Below are 18,894 nucleotides of genomic sequence, written 5' to 3'. Positions count from 1 at the left end.
CACGACTGTCGCCCGTTTTCGTTTTCTTGCTGGCTAATTCTCAATCGCGAAACAGGCGTCGTCTCGATCGGCAGTCGCCGGCTTGGCGCCGATCCACGAGTTCCAGCCCAGGCGCGAGGCCTTGCGCGGATCGCCCGAGAGCTGCGTTTGCGGCACTTCTTCCTTTTTCAGCACCAGCTGAATGTCGAAGTCGAGCGATGGCCCGACGAAGACTCGCGTCAACTGACCCAGCGACCACTGCCCTTGCCCGCAAATCGCATTCGTGTGGCGATGCGACGCGGCGTCGAGCGCCGGCGGCGCCGGCAGGAATTCTTGGAATTGCTCGAGCGTCAGCGGACCAAGTCGCAGGCGGAACTTGTGTTGAAGTTCCCAGACGCGACGTCCCACGACCGCCGTTTTGCCTAGCTGCTGGTTGTGGCGATAGCGGCCGATCTTGGTTTGTTGGCTCTGATCGAGCGAGAGCCATTGCCCTTGCAGCGGCTTCACTTCGATCGGAATGTGGAAGTAGTCGACCAATATGCGGCGAAGGTTTTCGGCCGATCGGCGCTGCTGGGCGAAGAGGCCGCTGTAGCGCAGCAGGGCGAGGTCGCTGACGCCGGCATTGTCGTCCTCGCGTTGCAGGCGATCGCGAAGCGTCGGCAGACCAAAGCCGCTGAGGCTGAGCAAGCCTTGCGTGAACGCGTCCGGCGACTTTTGTTCGAACTCACGCCGCGAGTAGGGAACCCAATAGCGGTTCTTTTCCCAGACGCGATAAAACAGCCGCGTCAGGCGATCGTTGAACAGGTCGAACCAGTCTCGCAGGGCGAACTTGTGCTCGCCGCGCAGTTCGCGATGCAGCCGCTGCAGCATCTCGGTGTAGTGATGCGGCAGGACCCCGCTCGGGCCGGTCAAACCGAGGAACGTCACCGTCATCTCGGTCGCTTGCGGATCGTCGGGCGATTGGACGAGGTCGTAGATTTCGCTCGCCGGGAACGACGAGGAATTGTAAGCGCGGAACCGGACGCAGGGGCGGCGTTCTTCGTGCTTCTGCGCACGGTTACTTCGTTCCAACAGGCGAACCGCCTGGAAGAAGTCGAACGTCTGCGGATCTTTGTAAAGCCGCTCCAGGACCGAGCCGGCCGGAGCCCGCAATTGCGACGGTTGGGTCGATGCGATCATAACAGCATCGCCTCCCCGGCGCGAGGTTCAAAGCGCTTCAGCAAGCCGCGCTGTTGCGTAACGGCGACCAATTGCGTGAACGAGTTGATGTTTACATAGAGTCCCAGGAAACGTTCCAATACCGAGGCGAACAAATAGGCGCCGACTCCGTGATACTTCTGGTCGTCCAGTTCGATACGAATTTCAAGGCCGCGGCAGAAGCCCCCTTTTAGCGAACTGCCAATGCGAGCGACGGTCCGATCGCAGCGGAGGGTCTGCAAGCCTTCGATCATCTGGCGGTTGCGAATCGCCCGTTCGTGGCCGTTGCCGTCGGTCGAAAAGTCGTAGAGACGGAGGATTTCGCGGAGACTGTCGATCCCGTGCTTGTCGGTTAGCGACAAATGGTTGAGCGACAGATGGGTAATCAAACGCCAACGATTGCCGTTGTCGACCGGAGGACGCAGCGGCGGCGTCGGTTGACGCAAGCAGCGCGTTCCTTTGATCGGCGCGGGAATCTGCAATTGAAACTCGGCCGTCCCCCATTGGTTATACAGATTGGTCGGCAAGTCGCGGTTCGAGCAAATCGCGTGTACGGTTGCGACGGCGTCGGAAGGACGGCAAGGATCGAAGTTGAGGTCGACCAATTGCAGGAAGGCGTCGTCCCCTTCATCCCCCGGCTGCGTCGAAGGACGCCGCGACAAATGCCAATACGCTTCGTCCGGCGCGGCCGGATTCCAGCTGCTCGCGTGACCAATCGCGTAGAACGGACGAAACTCGATGTCGCCGTCCATTCCTTGCGCCGTCACTTTGCGAATCGAGTGAACTTCAACTTCGTTCGGTCGCTGCACGTCAGGGGTGATCCGATATTCGCTACGGCGATGGTCGATCGAGACCGGTTCGCAGATCTTGTCGAATAGGTTGATAACCGGAGTGCAGCCGAGCCGGAACGTGTCGGCATGAACGGCGCCATGGATCAGCGGTTCAACTCGGTCGAAAAAGAACCAGATGTCGACTTCTTGTTGCCAACCGGCCGAAGCGGCGCGTTGGAAGCCATGCAGATCGAAGTAGAGGAATTTCTCGGGATAGGCGAACAAGTCAGTCAGCAGATGATAGCCGGCCTGGCCTTGGGCGGCCGACGGCATCAACGCTTCTTCCGGCTGGAAACCAACCGGCTTGATCACGGCATTCGGATCGAAGTTGACGCACTTCTGATTCGGCTTGTCGCCGGCGGCGACGATCGAAACCCGGTTGCAATGGTTCAGCAGGTATTCGTACAGGACCGCGGTAACCTGGTCGCCGCCGTGCAAATGAAAGCGGAGCGAATCGAGCGGCAGTTTGCTGAAGGTGGCGTCGGCCTGGCAGCGGAGACGAATCCGGATCGCCGCCATCGCATCGCGGCGAACGTCGATCGTCGTGTTCCAGGGAGGCGTATGCGTGTCGACCTGGGCGACTTCGACCGGCCAGACGGTGGTGTCGTAGCAAGTGCGGAAGAAGCAGGGGCCGTCGCCGACGCGCTGCGTACGGAGTTGGCTACCGCGGGCGATTTTGGTGCCGGTGACTTGTGGGTTGGTCGGATCGGGTTGAAACTGAACCGTGGCGAGCGACGGAATCGGCGCAAGGTAGTGGGGATACAAAACCTCCAGCAGCGCGTCGGTCACTTCCGGAAAATCGTCGTCCAGCTTCTTCTGGATCCGGCCGGCGATCAGTGCGAACGACTCGATCAGCCGTTCGACGTGCGGGTCGCGGCTGCGGTTCGCTTCCAGCAGCAAACGTCCCGCGGCGGCTGGATGCTTGCGGGCGAATTGCTGCGACTGTTCGCGAGCGAGCAGCAGTTCACGTTCGTAGTAGGGGAAGAGGGTGTCGTTCATGATTCGTTCGGCGTCACTTCAATGCGACGGTTGGTGGGGTTGAGCGCCGCTTCGACGCGAATGCGCGCGTTGGGCAACGCCTTGGACGTTCCTTCGATGGCAAACGAAATGCGGTTCCACATGCTGCGCTTCTCGACGTCGAGATTGACGCGAACCGTATCAAGACGCGGTTCAAAGCGACGAATCGTGTTTTCGATATCGGCGGCCAGGGCGAGCATGTCAGCTCGCGTAGCGCCGTCGTGCAGCGTCAATTCGGGAACGCCGTAGCAATAGACCGAATCGCGAACGGCCGGAGCTTCGACTTCGTCGGCCGGGCGAGACGCGGAGGTGTTCAGCAGATCTTCGAGGTCGCGACAGATGCCCAGCACGAAGCCGCGCACGCTCATCGAGCGGCTGTCAGGCTCCATTTCGAAACAGGCGTCGACCAATCGATCGTAAATCGATGGCGTCAAATCAGGAGTGAGGGTCGGTCTCGGCATGTCCACGCCTCCGAAGGGGAGCGGAGGGATTGGGGAACGTCCAGCGGCGGGTCAAGAAGCGGACGTCGGTCGAGGCGAGCGGGAAAAAAGGAAAATCAGGCGGCCGCGGCGGCGATCCGCCTGATTTCCGTGGTTTGCGTCAAACGAACCAGGTTCGCTTAGACAGGCTTGTTGGCCTTCAGGTCGTAACCGGCTTTGACCGGGTTGTCCATGCTGCCGTCGTCCTTCTGCGGACGATATTCGCATTCGATCTTCGCGAAGTTCAGTTTCACGAAGTCGCGCGGCAGGCCGTCATCGTAGCCAGCGTTTTCTTCGGTCGAACCAGTGTTGCGATGGCTGCCGGTTTGATAGTGAGCGACCAGGACGTCCTTCATCGTGATCTTGTAGAACTCTTGCTGACCGCCGCCAGCCTTACGGCAGGTGAGGGTCACTTCCGGAATGTGATCCCCCTTGGCGCAGGCGAGCATCAGTTTCGGCGAGGCCTTACCGGTGCGGGTCATGAACTCGAAATCGTTCATTTTGACCTTGCCGGCGCCGCCGCCCGAACCTTGAGCGAAGGTGCCGGTCTGGGTGGCGCTCCAGTTGAATTCCGAAATTTCGATTTCTTTGGCGTGCACCGAGTCGGACGATTCGCCATCGATATCCGAGATCTTCAAAAAGTAATCGACTGCCATGATTGTGGCTCCGTAGTTATGCGTGAAGTTTCTTTAGAAGGATAAAGGGGACCGCGCCGCGTCAGGCGGCGCGATCCGCGCGATTTTCAACTAGCCTTGCTTCGGCACTTCGGCGACCAAACGCATCGAGGCTTCGAGCGTTTCGAGCTGGAAGTGCGGACGGAGCCAAGCGACGGCTTCGTACCAACCCGGCTTGCCTTTGACTTCGCGGACTTCGACGCGAGCGTCGGCCAGCGGGCACTTGGCCTTGGTTTCGTCGCCGGCCGTGGCGGGATCGCAAACGTAGTTGCTGATCCAGCTGTTGAGCCAACGTTCGGCTTCGGCGACTTCCAGGTTCGAGCCGATCTTGTCGCGAGCCATGACCTTCAGGTAATGGGCGAAACGCGACACGCACAACAGGAAGTTGATGCGGGCCGACAGTTCGGCGTTGGCGTTGGCGTCTTCGTCGAAGTAAACCTTCGGCTTCTGGCAGCTTTGGGCGCCCATGAAGACGGCGTAGTCGGTGTTCTTGGCGTGCAACAGCGGCAGGAAGCCGAGGTTGGACAGCTCGAATTCACGACGATCGCTGATCGCGATTTCGGTCGGGCACTTCATGGCGACGTCGCCGTCGTCGGTCGGGAAGGTGTGAACCGGCAGGTTTTCGACCTTACCGCCGCCTTCGACGCCGCGAACCTTGGCGAACCAGCCGTACTTCGAGAACGCATTGGTGATGCGAGCGCCATAGGCCCACGCGGCGTTCATCCACAAGTACTTGGTGTAGTCCTTGCCGTCGACCGCTTCTTCAAAGTTGAATTCTTCAACCTTCTTGAACTCTTCGCCGTACGGCAGACGTCCGAGGACGTGCGGCAGGGTCAGAGCGACGTAACGCGAATCTTCGCTGTCGCGGAACGAACGCCACGAGGTGTGGGTCGCGCCTTCGAAGATCTTGGCCAGGTCGCGCGGGTTCGGCAGGTCCGAGAAGCTGTCGAGGTTGAACAGCGACGGCGAAGCGGCCGAGATCAGCGGAGCGTGAGCCGCAGCGGCGACGTTCGACATCAGCTTCAACAGGTTGATGTCTTCCGGACGACGCGAGAACTCGTAATCGCCGATGAGCAGACCGTAAGGCTGACCGCCGAGTTGGCCGTATTCTTCTTCGTAGATCTTCTTGAAGATCGCGCTCTGGTCGAATTCGACCGCGGTTTCCAGGTCCTTCAGCAGGTCGCGCTTGGTCGCGTTCATGACGCGAATCTTCAGCGAGGTGCCGGTTTCCGATTCGTGGACCAGGTAGTGCAGGCCGCGCCAGGTGCTTTCCAGTTGCTGGAACTTTTCGGCGTGCATGACTTCGTTCAGCTGGGCCGAGATCTTCTTGTCGAGCTCAGCGATCCAGAAGTTGATCTTCGTCGCGGCGTCCTTCGAGACCTTGGTCTGGTCACCGGCGGCCTGGCGAACGAATTCTTCGATGTACGACTTGTTCAATTCCATTTCCGCGTCGTCGAGCGGACGGGTGTTTTCCAGGATCTGATCCAGGAGCGTCAGCTCCATGGTCGCCGCTCCGCCGGCGTTGGTTTGGTTTTCAGCAGCCATTATCGATTATCTCCAGTTACTTGCGTTGCTTGTGTTGCGTTTGTTGCGGAACGGGAACTAAGCGGTCGGAGCTTCGACGCCCAGGTCTTTGCTGACTTCGTCGCGAGCCGAATCGTCGCTCAGGGTGTTGTCCAGCAAGCCGCACAAAGCGTCGTTGCCTTCCATCTTGCTGAGGAGCTGCTTCAGGCGATCGCGCATTTCGAGCAGGTTGGCCAGAACCGGAACTTGGCGAGCGACGGCGGTCGGCTCGAAGTCGGTCATGTCTTTGAAGTTCAGCTCGACGCTGAGGTTGGTGTTGTCGTCTTCCAACACGTTCGGAACCTGCATCGCGACGCGGGCGCCGCTCTTTTCCAGGACGCTGTTGAAGTTGTCGCGATCAATCGGGACGAACTTGCGCTGCTTGATGCCCGGCAAAGCTTCTTTCGGCTGACCCGAGAGATCGGCCATCACGCCGACGACCAGCGGAAGCTCTTTCACTTCCATGGCGCCGCCGGTTTCGACGTCGTACGTAATCTGCACGCGCGGAGGACGCACGCGATCAAGCTTGTGTTGCAGGCTTTCGCTCATCAGTCAGGTTCCTTAAAGGTTTGGTGGCGACCTGGCGATCGCAGCCGCCTCTCTTGCTGCGGTGCGTCCAGTCGCCGTCGAAACGATAACGGAGAATCAACTTGCGGTCGCAGACGTCTGCGAGCCGCCAATTTGTCTTTGCAATTCGTCCAACACCGCCTGCTCGCGAACGATGGCTTGCATCAATTGCGGGAACGGCAGCTGACCCAGTTGAACGGCGCGACGCACAAGGAAAGGCGCGGGGCTGTTCGGTTCGATTTGCTCCAGCAGGTCGGCTGCGGCCGAAAGCTGCCGGTAGAGTTCCTGGCGGCGAACGACGATGTCGCCCACGTCCGCGCCAGCGCCGTAGTTCACGCTAGGCGCAGCGGCCGTACTCGGCGCCGCGCTCTGCGGTTGTGCGGTTTCGACAGCGGCAGGTCGCTTCGCCAACTCGGCGGCGAGCAGCCGCTGGCATTCTTCGAGCGCCTTTTGCAGATTGAGCAAGGCGGTCGCGTCGCAGCCGAGACGTTCGTCGAGCAAGCGAGCGATCTCGCGAGCCGCTTCGTGCGAACGCTTCGCTTCCTGCGCAGCATGTTCGACGTCTTCGCGCGTCGCAGCGGTCAGAATCCGCGACAAGCGAGCCTGGTCTTCCTGGTTTTTGGATTGTTGCCACTGCGTCCAGTCGACGGCGGTCAGCTGACCTTGGCTGTTCGAGAGAAGCGGGACGCGGCGGACGGTTCGCGGAAAGAGGACGCCGCGATCTTCATCGTCCAGCAGATTGGCCAGCGGAGCGAGACGGGCTTCCGGGCCGTTTTCGAGCGGCGGATTGAGCGAATCCCAACGCTGCTCAATCAGATTCTTTAGCAGATCCAGACCAGCGGCGATGCCGTCGATCCCTTCGGTGCGGGCCAGTCCCTCGATCAGATGGCAGACGACGCGGAGATCTTTGCTGTCGTGCAAAAGCGAATTACGAGCAAGATCGACAATACCGGCCCAATCGGCCTGCTTGAGAACGGCGGGACGCGTGACGTCGTCAAAATCGTCGGCGTCTTCTTCGCGGCGCAGTTCCCGAAATTGATCGTGCAAACGATGCGAATAGGCGTCCGGATCGCCGGCAGGGCGATCGTCGGAGACGGGCGAAATCAGTTCGGCTACGTCTACTTCGGCCATATTCGCTGGGGAGTGTTAGGGGAAGGAGTCGCTATTAGGCGGGCGACGTCGTGAGGGAGTGCGGATCGCTGACCCCTAAAAGGGCTGTGGATCGAATTCCGGAAAAGCTAGGTCAGAAATACGCGCGGAGCAAAAACCGCGAAATTTTTTCTCTCCCCAGTCTGGCGCGTTACTGCGACCTATATTGCAACGAACTCACCCCCAAGCAGCGCAGTAGCGATCTCGCCGATTTGTCGCCGCGCCTTGCCGACGATACAGACCCACCGCAGCCGTAGCGTTTTTGACGATCCGTCGCGCCGCACTTCATTTCGAAGGAGGCGGGGCAATCGCCGAAATGCTGACAGCTCGTTACAAACGGCGGATGCCGTCGCCGAAACCGGCTCCGCCGCTTGTAACGGATTTAAAGAACGGTCTTCCCATCGCCGGGTCGGCCGCCTACGAATCCCTTACCCACCCAGACGAGACGCGCGCCATGCAATCCCCCTTGGCAGAAGACGTACGTGCCGTAGTCGACTACGGTCTCGACCTGCTCCGCCGACTCGAGACGCAGCAGAAAGTCGATCTCGAATACGAGCAGGCGGTCTTGCTCGATTTGTTGCAACGGGATGCGATCGTCGCCGTTTCCAACTCGCGCCGCGACGAACAAGCCGTCAATCTGCAATACGCGCTCGCCTGCTGGCTCGACGAGATCTTTACCGATTGCCCGCAGTCGACCGCCGCGTGGAACGAACAAAAGGTGGAAATGCACCTGTTTGGCGCCAACGATCGGGCCTGGCGGTTCTGGCACGAAGCGGAGCTTGCCCTGCGTCGCGGCGATCATGATCCGCTCGAAGTCTATTACCTTTGCGTCGCCCTCGGATTCCGCGGCGAAATGCGGTCGCAACCGGAGAAGCTCAGTTCGTGGATCTCGCGGGCTCGCGTTGCGGTCGGAGATATCGACGACCTGCAAGTTTCGCTCGAAGCCGAACTGCCGCCGTCCTGCGAAGCTCGTCCGCTGCGGGGGGAACGCCGCATGCAAACGATGATCGCCGCCGCGTGCGTCGTCGGCCTGGTCGCCGCTCCGTTTCTCACCTTCGTCGTCGTCGACTGGTTCGGTCGCTAACCCTGTAATATCGGAACGTACGCGATGTTGATGAAGATTTTAGGTTCGATGTGGCAGGGCCTGGCGAGTCTCGGCAACCTGATCACCGCTCCGGTCGCTGCGACGGCTCGCGCTCAAGGAACGGCTCGCTTGCTGCTGTGGCTGGTCCACGGGTTGGCGATCATCGGCATCCTGGTCGGCCTGTGGTGGCTGAACGACTATTTAGAGCTTGAGAAGTCGGTTCGCTTTCCGTCGGCTTTCGTTCGCTCGAGCTGGCTGCCGATTCTGTTTTTGTTGGGCTACGCCTTGGGCTGGCAGGTTTGGTGGATGATGCGTTTGGTTGGCCAGCGCGTCAGCGTCTCCCCCTACCCTGACCTCGATCAAGCCTGGAGCGAAGCGACCGAACAACTGATGCGCAACAGCGTCTCGCTGGTGAACGAACCGCTCTTTTTGGTCTTGGGGCAAACGGCTGCCGGGGACGCCAACTTTTGCAGCGCCGCCGGTTTGTCGCTGACGCAGCCGCCGACTCCGCGCGGCGCCGACGCTCCGTTGCGCGTTTGGGCTGATGAACGCGGCGTCTTCGTTTCGCTCCGCGGCGCTTCGCTGCTAGGACTGCAAGCTTCCCGTTTGCAGGAACTGGCCCGCGCCGCCGAAGAAGCGAACCCGCTGGAAGTAGTCGTTTCCGGCAATGATCCCGGCAGCGATCCGGTTTACGCCGACTTCCTCAACGTCGATGGTCCTACCGTCGCCGTGATGCCGTCGAAGCAGCGCAACCTGGACTCAATCGCCGCTTCAGCCGAAACGAAGCTGGACGAAGCGGAATCAAACTTGGCGCTCGCCTTCGCCGAACCGTCGGCCGCCGCTCGAATTCGCTCGGCGCCGCGTGCCGAGGTGAAGTCGACCGTCGAAATCTCGAAAGAAGAGATCGACGAAGCGCTCGATCGGCTCGACTACGTGATTGATCTGATTCGACATGCCCGCGCTCCGTACTGCACGCACAACGGGGTGATCGTGCTGGTCCCTGGGGACGCGACCGAAAACCTGGCCGTCGCCCAACAGACGGCCGTTTTGATGCAGCATGATCTGCAACAGGTTCGCCAGGCGAGCGAAGTCGCCGGCGCCGTTACCGCGATCTTCTGCGACGCCGAACAAATCAGCGGCTGCGACGAAATTCTCCGTCGCTTTCCGGAAGAACATCGCCGTCGTCGCTTCGGCGCCGAGCTGCCGAACATCCCAGCGGCCGACTTCGGCAATATCAAAGAGATTCTCCGCCGCGGCGTCGAGTGGGTGAATCGTTCGCTCGCCTCCGCCCTGGCCTACCGCATCTTCGCCCAACGCGAAACGTTCCACGGCGACCAGCGCCGCGAGATCGAAAGCAATCGGATGCTTTACCAGTTCGTCAGCTCGCTGGATCGTCGCAGCGATGCGATCCTGCGGATCCTGACGCGGGGGCTCTATCCGGAACATCACGGCGATTGGATTCCGTCAGGCTGGTACCTGGCCGCGACTGGAAGCGATCCGCTGACCGAACAAGGGTTTCTGCCCGGGGTGATGACGTTGGTATTCAACTCCCAGAACTACGTCAGCTGGACCGAAGACGCGCGACGTCGCGATCGAATGCGAAACTGGCTGACGATCTTCGGCTACGCTGGACTTGGCGCCGCGGTCCTGACGATGCTGATCGTCGCCGTCACGCGGATGTAAGCGCACCCGAGAGCCGACAAGAAAGCAAAAAAGCCGCCGGCAAATCTGCCGGCGGCTTTTTTTGTATCGATTGCGTCGAAGAGCTTACGCTTCTTCTTTGCCTTCTTCCTGAGCTTCCGGAATTGCATTTTCAGCCGGAACGCCGGTGATGGCGAATTCGACCGGAGCGACGCTCGCGGCGGCTTCGGCGTCCGCCGGAGTTTCGTTGAGCTTCGCTTCGCTGGTGATCAGTTCGATCACTTTGCGTTCGATGATCTGGTTGCGAAGCGTATCCATCAGGCCTTGCTTTTCGAGGCGAGCGCGAACGCTACGCGGCGACTGATTGCTCTGCGCGGCGATCTGCATGATCTCGCGTTCGTAATCGGCCGGGGCGTCTTCGATCGACTCTTCTTCGGCGATCCGTTCCAGGATGAAGTGCTCTTTCAGAGCCTTCTCGGTCGAACGGAGGCTGTTTTGACGCAGCGTGTTTTCATAGCCGCGGATCGTGTCTTCGTCGAAACCGTACGAGCGGAGGTCGAGAACGGCACGTTCCAGTTCGCGGCGAGCCTGACGACGCAGCAGAGCCGGCGGCAGGTCCCAGTTGGCGTCCTTGGTCAACTGTTCGGTGATCGCGGCACGCAGTTGCTGCTGCTGGTGATACTCGAACTGGCGTTCCATGTCGCCTTTGACGAAGTCGCGGAGATCCCCTTCGCTTTCGAAGCCGCCGATCTTCTTCAGGAACTCGCCGTCCATTTCGGGCAGTTCCAGACGCTTCACTTCCAGGACTTCGATCTCGAGTTCGAGCTCTTTCCCCTTCAGTTCTTCGTTTTCGGCTTCTTCGCTGACGGTCGCCTTGCCGGTTTTCTTGTCGCCCGCCTTGGCGCCGACGACGGTCTTACCGAATTCTTCCCAGTTGGCGTCCTGGAAGCTCAGCGTGTCACGCAGACGAACGCTGAGGTCTTCAGCGCGAGCGATTTCTTTGCCGTCCAGCTTGCTGACGATGTTGACCGTCAGGTAGTCGTCCATCTCGGCCGGGCCGTCGACCGGGGCGATTTCGCTGAAGCGATCCAGCACCTTGGCCAGATGCTTGTCGATGTCAGCCTTCTCGAAGGTCTTGACCAGCTTCTTGACTTCCAGCCCCTTCCATTTCGGCAGGTCGAATTCCGGGCGAACTTCGATATCGAATTCGAAGGTCAGCGGACCGCCGTCTTCCGGCAGTTCGACGGCGTCGAACTTGAAGTCGGGTTCGCTGATCGCCGAGAAGTTCTGCTCGTCGCTGGCCTGAGCCATGCTGTCCATCAGCAGCGAGCCCTTCACCTGGTTGGCGACTTCCTTGCGGAAGCGCTTTTCGACCAGCTTGCGGGGAGCATGACCGGGGCGGAAACCGGGAACGGCCGCCGTCGGGGCCATGTCGTCAAACGCCTTGTCGAAGTAACGTTCGACGTCTTCGTTCGCGACGGTCACCGTCACGTGGCGCTGGCAGGAGCTGGGGCTTTCGACCTTCACTTCCAGCGACAGCTTTTTCGGCTCTTCGGTTTGCTCGGCTTCGACCGCCGTGGTTTCATCCGGTGACGTCATCTGAATGCTTGCCAAATACTGAGGTTGGGTAATGTATTTACGAAGAAGACCCGCTCGAAGCGACAGCGGCGTGCGACGCTGAGAATTGCGGATCGCCGAGCGCCGGACAAGTTTCTATCCAAGAGAAGCGACGATCGAAACGCTTCCGCTGCGGCTGCTTAGAGTCCTGAGCTCGGGCATTTCCGAGCGAAATCGAAAAAAGAGCGGGTGAAGGGATTCGAACCCTCGACAACAACGTTGGCAACGTTGTGCTCTACCAACTGAGCTACACCCGCACAAAACGGCCCACCGTAAGCAGTGGAAACAACGGATTATACGCCAAGTGGACGATGAATCAACCGCCCCTGGAGTCCATCCGCTGGGATTTCTCCCTCCTACGCGATCCGTTTCCCTTAAAGGGGTCACGTCTCCTGTAGGAATCACGAATTATGCCGCTCCCTTTGGGACCTGTCAACAGGGGCCAAGCCGGTCGGCCGTCCGGCGGTTTTACCGCGGAAACGCCGGAATAATCGGACCGGCGCCGTCACTGCTATCGCTTTGCCCGCCGCAAAAACGCAAAGCCGGCACATGTCGCAACATGCGCCGGCTCCACTGAGGGTGTCCCTCTCTCTTACGAAGCGCGACGGTCGACGTTATTTCGTGTCGACGTTCACGTTGATGTCAATCTTGCGATCCTTGTTGATCAGCGTCTTGCCCGACCAGGTCTGGTCGGCGCGGTGCGGCCAGTTCGACTGGTCGAAGCCCTGGCGATCTTCCAACTGCTTCTCGGTGACGTTCATCACCAGGAAGTTTTCGTTCTCGCCCTTCTGGAACTTCAGCGCTTCCAGCGGCACGGCGAACAGCTTGTCGCCGATCCCGGCGAAACCGCCGAACGACAGCGCGACATATTCGACCTGACCCTTCTTCATGTTGAGCGCGACGTCCGAGATCGAACCGATCGTGTCCCCCTCCGTATTCTTCACGGTGATGCCGTCCAGCGTGCTTAGACGCATCGCGGTCACATCGACCGGCGAGTTGGAGTCGGCGGTCGCCAGGCTACCGTCATTGACTTCGTTCTTCCGCTCGAAATCGTAGGCGCGATCATTCATCATCACCCACTTCGCATCGCCGAAGTCAGGCCACTTGTCCTGGTCGAAGCCTTGGGCGTTTTCGAGCGTTTTTTCGGTGACGTCGAATTCGACGAACGGCTTATCGCCCTGGTGGACCGCTACCGCTTGGAATGGGACGGCGAACAGCTTGTCGCCGATGCCGGCGAAGCCGCCAAAGCTGACCGCGACGTAGCGAATCTTGCCCGACTGCAAGTCGACGACGGCGTCGTTGATCGTACCGAGGCTTTTCCCTTCCGAGTTCTTCACCGTCATGCCGATTAAATCAGCGCCGGTCTGGACCTTGGTCTCGGTCGATTGTCGATCGACGTCCACGTCACGCTCGGCGTTGACTTTGACGCTCACCCCAGGGTCCGCTGCCGGCACTGCATCGTCAGCCAAAACCGGGGCGCTGATCAGCAAAGCGGCGGCCAGGCCGCTGGTCATCCATAAACGTTTCATCGTTGTTTCTCCTTTCGAGAGAACCTTTCGTAGCTTGATCCATGTCTCGACGGCGCAGAAGCGCCGCGACGTGAGCCAACTACAATCGCAATGGTCGTGCCACGCGGCCGATAATTGCGAAAACGATGCGAAACTCTTATGTTTGCCAGGGCTTAAGCCGACGACCTATTTTTCGATCAACAGGGATGCATTGGTCGTTTTGATCGCCTGCGGATCGCGCTGGCCGGAAGAGAGTCAGCCGGCCGTAAACGACGAAGAGGACGCAAATGCGTCCTCTTGTCTATCTTTACGAGCAGCGTAAGCGGCGCGTTACGAGCTATTTCTTTTCTTCTTTGACCGGTTCGGTCGGCGCGTAATCGTAAATGCGATACGACTTCACCTTCTTCGCATGTCCGCGCTCGAGCGTCGCTCGCGACAGGTGATTGCTTTCCAACACCCAAGAGAATTCCGCTTCTTGCATGCCCCATTTCAAGCCGTCCGGAATCAGACGTTCCAATAGAACGAGACCAATGCCCCAGCGCTGGAATTCCGGCAGCACGTTGGTGCTGATCAAGCGGACGCGCTTCAGGCTCTTCTTGCCCCACAACAGACGCAAGAAGCCGAACGGAAAGAGCCGGCCGTCGATCTTCTTGATGATCGGGTTGTAGTCGAGCAGACCGAACACGGCGCCGACCGGTTTGCCGTCGACTTCGCAGACGGTGGTCAGTTCCGGCACAAGCAGATGTTTGAGACCCTTGGCCATGTGGTCGATTTCGGCGTCCGACATCGGCACGAAGCCCCAGGTCGCGACCAGCGACTTGTTGTAGATCTCGAGGAACATCCGGACTTCTTGCGAGAACTTCTTCCGATTGATCGGACGCAGGACCGGGTTAAAGCGACGCTTCGCTTCATCAACGACGAACTTCAGCTTCGGATCGAGCGACTCGAGCATGCTGAGATCGCCCCAGTAGGCGTACAGATCCTCGACTTTGCGGAAGCCGTAGCCTTCGATCAGTTCCGGGTAATAGGGATGATTGTAGGTCATCATGAACGTCGGCATCGAATCGAAGCCTTCGATCAAGAGCCCGCACTCATGATTGAGCGAAGGGTTGGTCGGTCCGCGGACGAGCAGGATGTCATGCTCCTTCAGCCAAGCGCGAGCCGCATCGAATAGCGCGTTAGCGACTTCCTGGTCATTGATCGACTCAAAGAAGCCGAAGAAGCCGCGCCGTTCTTTGTAGCGCTCAATGTGTCCGTTGTTGATGATCGCGGCGACGCGACCGACCGGTTTCCCATCCTTCAGCGCGAGGAAGCATTGGATCTCGTTGTGCTCGTAAAACGGATCCGGGTCGAAGTTCAGCATCTCCTTTTGGGTCTGCCGCAGCGGCGGTACCCAATTGGGGTCCCCCTTGTAGAGGTCCCAGGCGAGCTGCATGAATTGCTTTTGTTGGCGTCGCGTTACGACCGGTTCGATGGTTATGGACATGCAAATTTTTCCGATGCGTTTCGATCGACGTTGGAGATGACAAAGTGCGTCGAAGTGGATAAAGTCGACGCGGCGTATCTTCTAAGAATGTGTATCGCCCGTCGACTGCCCTTACCGAAAATTATCTGTCGACGCGCGTTGTGGGATTCCAATCAAGTCCCCGATTTTTTGCTTGCAAGTGATATGCAACGAACTTTATAAAGCAACGATTGATTCGAAATAAGCGCTGATTCTTGTAGTCAGCACTCAATATCCTTGGTCGCTTGCGACCGGGAGGCCCTCACAGACTCTGCCCCGTTTGTGGGGGTTTTTCTTTTTCTTGTCAACAGGCGCCGGCAACGCTAGTCGTTATTGATCGCTCGCACGCGATCCCCATCATGCAGGCTTGATTCTGGCGCCAAAATAACCATTTCATCCGCTCCCAAATTGGCCGTGATTTCGGCCAGGCGATCATTGATCAGGCCAACGTCAACGCGGACTAACCGCGCGACTCCGTCGCGTACCGCCATCACTTGCCAACTGCCGTCGGCGGCGCGAAACAGACAAGCGCGGGGGATCGTCAGTGCGTCGCTTTTCTCTTGTTCAATCGCGCGAACCTGGACGCGATAGTCGACACCCAGCGTCCGATCGGAGGCGACCTTTTCGAGTTCGCCGCTTCGCAGCCGGACGATGACTTTCACCCGCTGTTGATCGACGCCGAGCGAGCTGCGTTTCGTGAATCCGGCGGGACGAATTCGTTCGATGACTCCCTCCAGGCCATCTTCCGGCGTTCGTCCCACCGCGGCGCCATAGATGAGCGCTCGCGAACCGGCGCGCAGGTTGACCGCATCCTGACTTAGCAGATCGGCTTCGACTTCCAGTTCACGCAGATCGCCGATCGAGAGCAGCGCCGCACCGGCCGAGAGTTGCTGTTCGTCGACGATCTCGCGTTCCAGGACGACGCCGTCGATTGGGCTCGTCATGGTGCCGCGCTCCAGGTTCGTTTTCGCTTGGCGGAGTCGCGCTTCGGCTTCCGCTTTTTCCTGTTTCAGGACGGCGATCGTCAAGTCTTTGCGATCGATGTACTGTTGCACCAAGGTTGGCAGCAGCATCGTCGCGGCGTCGATCGACTTCATCGCTTGGAAGATCAGCACGTCCTGCTGATAGTCGGTTTCGGCCTCCACCTTGCGCAGCTGCGCTTGATCAAGTTCGTCTTCCGTTTTTGCGCGAGACGGAATCAGGCTCTCGACCCGTCCCAGGAACGTGTTCGCATAGTCGACGCGCGATTGGCCGGCGACCATTCGCGACTTGGCCGCTTCGACGGTCGCTTTCATCGACTCGACGAAGTGGGACGCCTGGGTTTTGCTGGTATCTTCGACCGTGGTATCGGCGTTTTCCGCAATCGACGCGGTCAGTCGTTGAACGGCCGCTTGCGCCTCATCCAGATCGTTCTGCAAATCGCTTTGCACGAGGCGCGCGACCGTTTCCCCCTTTTTCACGGCGTCGCCAGGCTCCAGCGTGATCGCTTCGATCCGTCCTTCCAGCGGCATGGTGATGTCGTAGGTCCGAGGCAACCGGGTTTTCCCCTGCTCGTCGACGTACTGTGCGATCGGTCCATGCGACGGGCGAACCGTTTCGACCGGTTTGCCGGCGGTTCGGCCAAACGCCAACCAGACTCCGACCAGCGCCAGGATCACCGCCGTCAGTATCGACCACTTGTTAATCCAGCTTTCGCCGGAACGCGTTTTCGTCATGGTTATTCCTTCACTTGAAGCGCTTCAAGCAAATTCATGGTGTTGATTCGCCGCTGCACGACCGCATGGGCCAAGAGGGCGAACGAAATCGAGGCGACGATTCCCGCAATGTAAATCCAGGGCGCCGTGACGACCGGAAAGCGGATCAGGTCCTTATCAATCGTAAACGTCATCAAGACGACCAGTTGATAGCCGAGCGGAAAGCCGAGCAGCGTGCCGATCACATTAGCCAACATGCTTTCGCGCAAGAACATCGCGCCGATTTCCCAGCGCGTGTAGCCAATTGCTCCGAGCGTCGCCGCTTCTCGTTCCCGTTCGGAAAGATTGATTAGCGTGGCGTTCAAAACGCTGCCGAAGAAGATGATCCCGGCGAACAGGATAATCGAGAAGATCATCACCAATTGCGCCTGAACGAACGTCTTCCGCATGTTGTTAATCATGTCGATCCGCGCGTTGACCGATTCGATCGCCGGCATTCGCTTCAGCTCGCGATAAAGATCATCAATGACCCCTGGCGCCGGATTGACCTTCAGCTGTGCGCCGCTGGCGGCGAATTCTTCTCCGCGCAGCTTGTTCAGATAATGAATGTCGGCGTAGCAACTCAGCCCGAACATCCCGTCGCAAATCTGGGCGACCGGAACGGTCTTCGGCGTTTGATCCCCCTGCACCGGACGAAGAACGACCAAATCGCCCCGGCCGACATTCAGGATATTCGCCAACTGCCGATCGAGAGTCAGACCAACTTCCGGCACTGCGATCGGTTCGCCTGCCTCGTTGCGTGGAGAAGTCAGGCTCGCGCCAGGTGCGATTCCCATCACGGCGCTACGGCGCGTGTGTACGCCGTTTTCGAGCGTACAAGCGACACTGAACATCGGTTCGGCCAGGTCGGCGCCGGGGAGTCGTCGCAGTTCGTTGATCGCCGCCTGGTCGACGACGTCTTTAAACGAGAGGTCGATATCGCTCCGGATAATCTCTTCAAATTGCACACGAATGAAATAGTCGGTCGCTTCGTACATCATCAGGCCTGCGACCAGAATCGACGCGCCGGTCATCGACGCAAAGATCGCCACCGCGGTCCGCACGCGATTGCGAAACATCCCGCGCAGCGCAGCTCGCCACGGCGACGAGAGCTGGCCCCATAGCCAAGGGAAGTGTTCCAACCAGATGCGGCCCGAGTTTTTCGGCGGATCGCTCCGCATCGCTTCGACCGGCTTCAAAACCAGCATCGAGCGAGCGCCATAGAGCGAACCAAGGATCGAGCAGAATAAGCTGACCGCCAGGCCGGTCAAATGGGTCGCCGGAAAGAAGTCGGCGTGCAGATCGGGGAATTGAAATAACGTCTGATATTGGGCGGTCATTCCCTGGGTCAATAGCATCCCCAGCGCCGATCCGCCAATCGAGCCGGCGACGCCGACTGCCGCGCCATACTTGAGAAAGTGGATGAACAACGTCCAGTCGCTGTAGCCGATCGCTTTGAACGTGCCGACTACCACGCGCTGTTGTCGCGCAAGCCGCGTCATCAGCACGTTCAGCACCAGGGCGGCGACCGCGAGAAAGACCGACGGCAGAAACGTGGCGAAGGTCGCCAATTGTTCGATCTCGTTGGAAATGTAGTAATTCGACGTGTAGTCCTTCAGCGGCGTTGCAGAAAAAACGCCGAACGGGCTGAGCTGTAGTTCAATATCGTCGAGCAAACGATCCAAGTTGGTCCCAGGGGCGACGGCGCCAACCAGTTGATTCGCAGCGCCGGAGAAGTCATACGCGTCTTCTGCGAAACGCTGCGGAACGTAAAACACCCCGAAGTTTTCCGGGTCCGGCGTCAAAGCGCCCGGTCCCAGCAGATAGGTGAACTCGGCGCTGATCGCCGTGCCGACCACGAAAAACTCTTGCCGGCGATCGTTCATCAACAGATGAATCCAGTCGCCCGGCGAGATGCGATTAGCGGCGGCGAACTTGTCGTTGATCACCACTTCGTTTTCGCGGCGTCCAGTGAAATAGCTGCCGCGGACCATCATGATGTCGTTCAGCACCGGTTGGCGGTGCTCCGGCATCGCGATCACCAAACCGTTAAGCGGTTTGACCCGGTTATCGAGATCAACCGTCGCCGCAAATTGAATCCGTGGCTGCAATTGCCGGATTCCTTCCATCCGACGAACTGCGTCGACTTCGGCCAGCGGCAGTTTTTTCAGATCGACCCAGAAATCGGCGACGCGGCAGTTGGCGTAATAGCGCTGTTTCGCTTCGCTCAAACTGTGGTAAGTCGATTGCATCCCGACGAAGAGCCCAATTCCCAGCGTCATGATGCTGACGATCGCCAGCAGCAGCCCGCGCGATTGCAGGAGATCTCGTCCCAGTTTGCGATCGAGCATG

The 18,894-nt window shown here is 59.3% G+C and carries 14 protein-coding genes and 1 tRNA gene; 2 read left to right on the top strand and 13 right to left on the bottom strand.

The features are described from left to right. Window positions 1-33: 33 nt before the first annotated feature. The 7 genes from tssG to tssA form a co-directional block, all read right to left on the bottom strand. Window positions 34-1,158, bottom strand: a complete 1,125-nt coding sequence (tssG, locus tag LOC68_RS14225) for a type VI secretion system baseplate subunit TssG (protein ID WP_230219865.1) — start codon at window positions 1,156-1,158, stop codon at window positions 34-36. Next, window positions 1,155-3,005 carry a type VI secretion system baseplate subunit TssF gene (gene tssF, locus LOC68_RS14220; RefSeq protein ID WP_230219863.1) on the bottom strand — a complete coding sequence of 617 codons (1,851 nt, stop codon included), beginning with the start codon at window positions 3,003-3,005 and terminating at the stop codon, window positions 1,155-1,157. The genes tssG and tssF overlap by 4 nt, the downstream gene beginning before the upstream one ends. Beyond that, window positions 3,002-3,484, bottom strand: a complete 483-nt coding sequence (gene tssE / locus LOC68_RS14215; RefSeq protein ID WP_230219861.1) for a type VI secretion system baseplate subunit TssE — start codon at window positions 3,482-3,484, stop codon at window positions 3,002-3,004. Before tssE ends, tssF begins: the two co-directional genes overlap by 4 nt. Window positions 3,485-3,642: 158 nt before the next feature. Then, a complete protein-coding gene (locus LOC68_RS14210) occupies window positions 3,643-4,158 on the bottom strand; it encodes an Hcp family type VI secretion system effector (protein WP_230219859.1) in 516 nt (171 codons plus the stop codon). 90 nt (window positions 4,159-4,248) lie between these two features. Further along, on the bottom strand, window positions 4,249-5,721 hold the full coding sequence (tssC, locus tag LOC68_RS14205) for a type VI secretion system contractile sheath large subunit (RefSeq protein ID WP_230219857.1): 1,473 nt from the start codon (window positions 5,719-5,721) through the stop codon (window positions 4,249-4,251). Between the two features lie 57 nt (window positions 5,722-5,778). Then, the gene (tssB, locus tag LOC68_RS14200) at window positions 5,779-6,288 is read right to left on the bottom strand and encodes a type VI secretion system contractile sheath small subunit (protein ID WP_230219855.1); all 510 of its coding nucleotides are present in this window, start codon (window positions 6,286-6,288) and stop codon (window positions 5,779-5,781) included. A 96-nt stretch (window positions 6,289-6,384) separates the two neighbouring features. Beyond that, window positions 6,385-7,437, bottom strand: coding sequence for a type VI secretion system protein TssA (gene tssA, locus LOC68_RS14195; RefSeq protein WP_230219853.1), 1,053 nt, complete (start codon window positions 7,435-7,437; stop codon window positions 6,385-6,387). Between the two features lie 472 nt (window positions 7,438-7,909). Here tssA and LOC68_RS14190 point away from each other — a divergent pair, with 472 nt between their 5' ends. Together LOC68_RS14190 and LOC68_RS14185 are read left to right on the top strand one after the other, a co-directional pair. After that, window positions 7,910-8,539 (top strand): DotU family type IV/VI secretion system protein, encoded by a 630-nt coding sequence (locus tag LOC68_RS14190; RefSeq protein ID WP_230219851.1) that lies wholly within the window; start codon window positions 7,910-7,912, stop codon window positions 8,537-8,539. A gap of 24 nt (window positions 8,540-8,563) precedes the next feature. Continuing rightward, window positions 8,564-10,222, top strand: coding sequence for a type VI secretion protein IcmF/TssM N-terminal domain-containing protein (locus LOC68_RS14185; RefSeq protein ID WP_230219849.1), 1,659 nt, complete (start codon window positions 8,564-8,566; stop codon window positions 10,220-10,222). 84 nt (window positions 10,223-10,306) lie between these two features. On the opposite strand, the gene tig is transcribed toward LOC68_RS14185, so the two are convergent. From tig to LOC68_RS14155, 6 genes are all read right to left on the bottom strand, one after another. Next, window positions 10,307-11,779 (bottom strand): trigger factor, encoded by a 1,473-nt coding sequence (tig, locus tag LOC68_RS14180; protein ID WP_230219847.1) that lies wholly within the window; start codon window positions 11,777-11,779, stop codon window positions 10,307-10,309. Between the two features lie 202 nt (window positions 11,780-11,981). Continuing rightward, window positions 11,982-12,054 (bottom strand) — tRNA-Gly (locus LOC68_RS14175). 357 nt (window positions 12,055-12,411) lie between these two features. Further along, the gene (locus LOC68_RS14170) at window positions 12,412-13,326 is read right to left on the bottom strand and encodes a PRC-barrel domain-containing protein (protein ID WP_230219838.1); all 915 of its coding nucleotides are present in this window, start codon (window positions 13,324-13,326) and stop codon (window positions 12,412-12,414) included. Window positions 13,327-13,642: 316 nt separating this feature from the next. Next, entirely contained in the window at window positions 13,643-14,791 is a 1,149-nt protein-coding gene (locus tag LOC68_RS14165; protein ID WP_230219836.1) for a GNAT family N-acetyltransferase, read from the bottom strand. 341 nt (window positions 14,792-15,132) lie between these two features. Further along, window positions 15,133-16,524 (bottom strand): efflux RND transporter periplasmic adaptor subunit, encoded by a 1,392-nt coding sequence (locus LOC68_RS14160; RefSeq protein WP_230219834.1) that lies wholly within the window; start codon window positions 16,522-16,524, stop codon window positions 15,133-15,135. Window positions 16,525-16,526: 2 nt separating this feature from the next. Beyond that, window positions 16,527-18,893 carry an ABC transporter permease gene (locus LOC68_RS14155; RefSeq protein ID WP_230225146.1) on the bottom strand — a complete coding sequence of 789 codons (2,367 nt, stop codon included), beginning with the start codon at window positions 18,891-18,893 and terminating at the stop codon, window positions 16,527-16,529. Window position 18,894: the final 1 nt, after the last annotated feature.

The organism is Blastopirellula sediminis, assembly GCF_020966755.1.
GTDB classification, from domain to species: domain Bacteria; phylum Planctomycetota; class Planctomycetia; order Pirellulales; family Pirellulaceae; genus Blastopirellula; species Blastopirellula sediminis.
This window is presented reverse-complemented; position numbering and strand designations above follow the sequence as displayed.

Excerpts from the sequence above, each read along its gene's own strand:
- LOC68_RS14210 (WP_230219859.1), bottom strand. The coding sequence starts at position 4,158 with ATGGCAGTCGATTACTTTTTGAAGATCTCGGATATCGATGGCGAATCG.
- tssE (WP_230219861.1), bottom strand. The coding sequence starts at position 3,484 with ATGCCGAGACCGACCCTCACTCCTGATTTGACGCCATCGATTTACGAT.
- tig (WP_230219847.1), bottom strand. The coding sequence starts at position 11,779 with ATGACGTCACCGGATGAAACCACGGCGGTCGAAGCCGAGCAAACCGAA.
- tssA (WP_230219853.1), bottom strand. The coding sequence starts at position 7,437 with ATGGCCGAAGTAGACGTAGCCGAACTGATTTCGCCCGTCTCCGACGAT.
- LOC68_RS14160 (WP_230219834.1), bottom strand. The coding sequence starts at position 16,524 with ATGACGAAAACGCGTTCCGGCGAAAGCTGGATTAACAAGTGGTCGATA.
- LOC68_RS14170 (WP_230219838.1), bottom strand. The coding sequence starts at position 13,326 with ATGAAACGTTTATGGATGACCAGCGGCCTGGCCGCCGCTTTGCTGATC.
- tssB (WP_230219855.1), bottom strand. The coding sequence starts at position 6,288 with ATGAGCGAAAGCCTGCAACACAAGCTTGATCGCGTGCGTCCTCCGCGC.
- tssG (WP_230219865.1), bottom strand. The coding sequence starts at position 1,158 with ATGATCGCATCGACCCAACCGTCGCAATTGCGGGCTCCGGCCGGCTCG.
- tssC (WP_230219857.1), bottom strand. The coding sequence starts at position 5,721 with ATGGCTGCTGAAAACCAAACCAACGCCGGCGGAGCGGCGACCATGGAG.
- LOC68_RS14165 (WP_230219836.1), bottom strand. The coding sequence starts at position 14,791 with ATGTCCATAACCATCGAACCGGTCGTAACGCGACGCCAACAAAAGCAA.
- LOC68_RS14155 (WP_230225146.1), bottom strand. The coding sequence starts at position 18,893 with ATGCTCGATCGCAAACTGGGACGAGATCTCCTGCAATCGCGCGGGCTG.
- tssF (WP_230219863.1), bottom strand. The coding sequence starts at position 3,005 with ATGAACGACACCCTCTTCCCCTACTACGAACGTGAACTGCTGCTCGCT.
- LOC68_RS14185 (WP_230219849.1), top strand. The coding sequence starts at position 8,564 with ATGTTGATGAAGATTTTAGGTTCGATGTGGCAGGGCCTGGCGAGTCTC.
- LOC68_RS14190 (WP_230219851.1), top strand. The coding sequence starts at position 7,910 with ATGCAATCCCCCTTGGCAGAAGACGTACGTGCCGTAGTCGACTACGGT.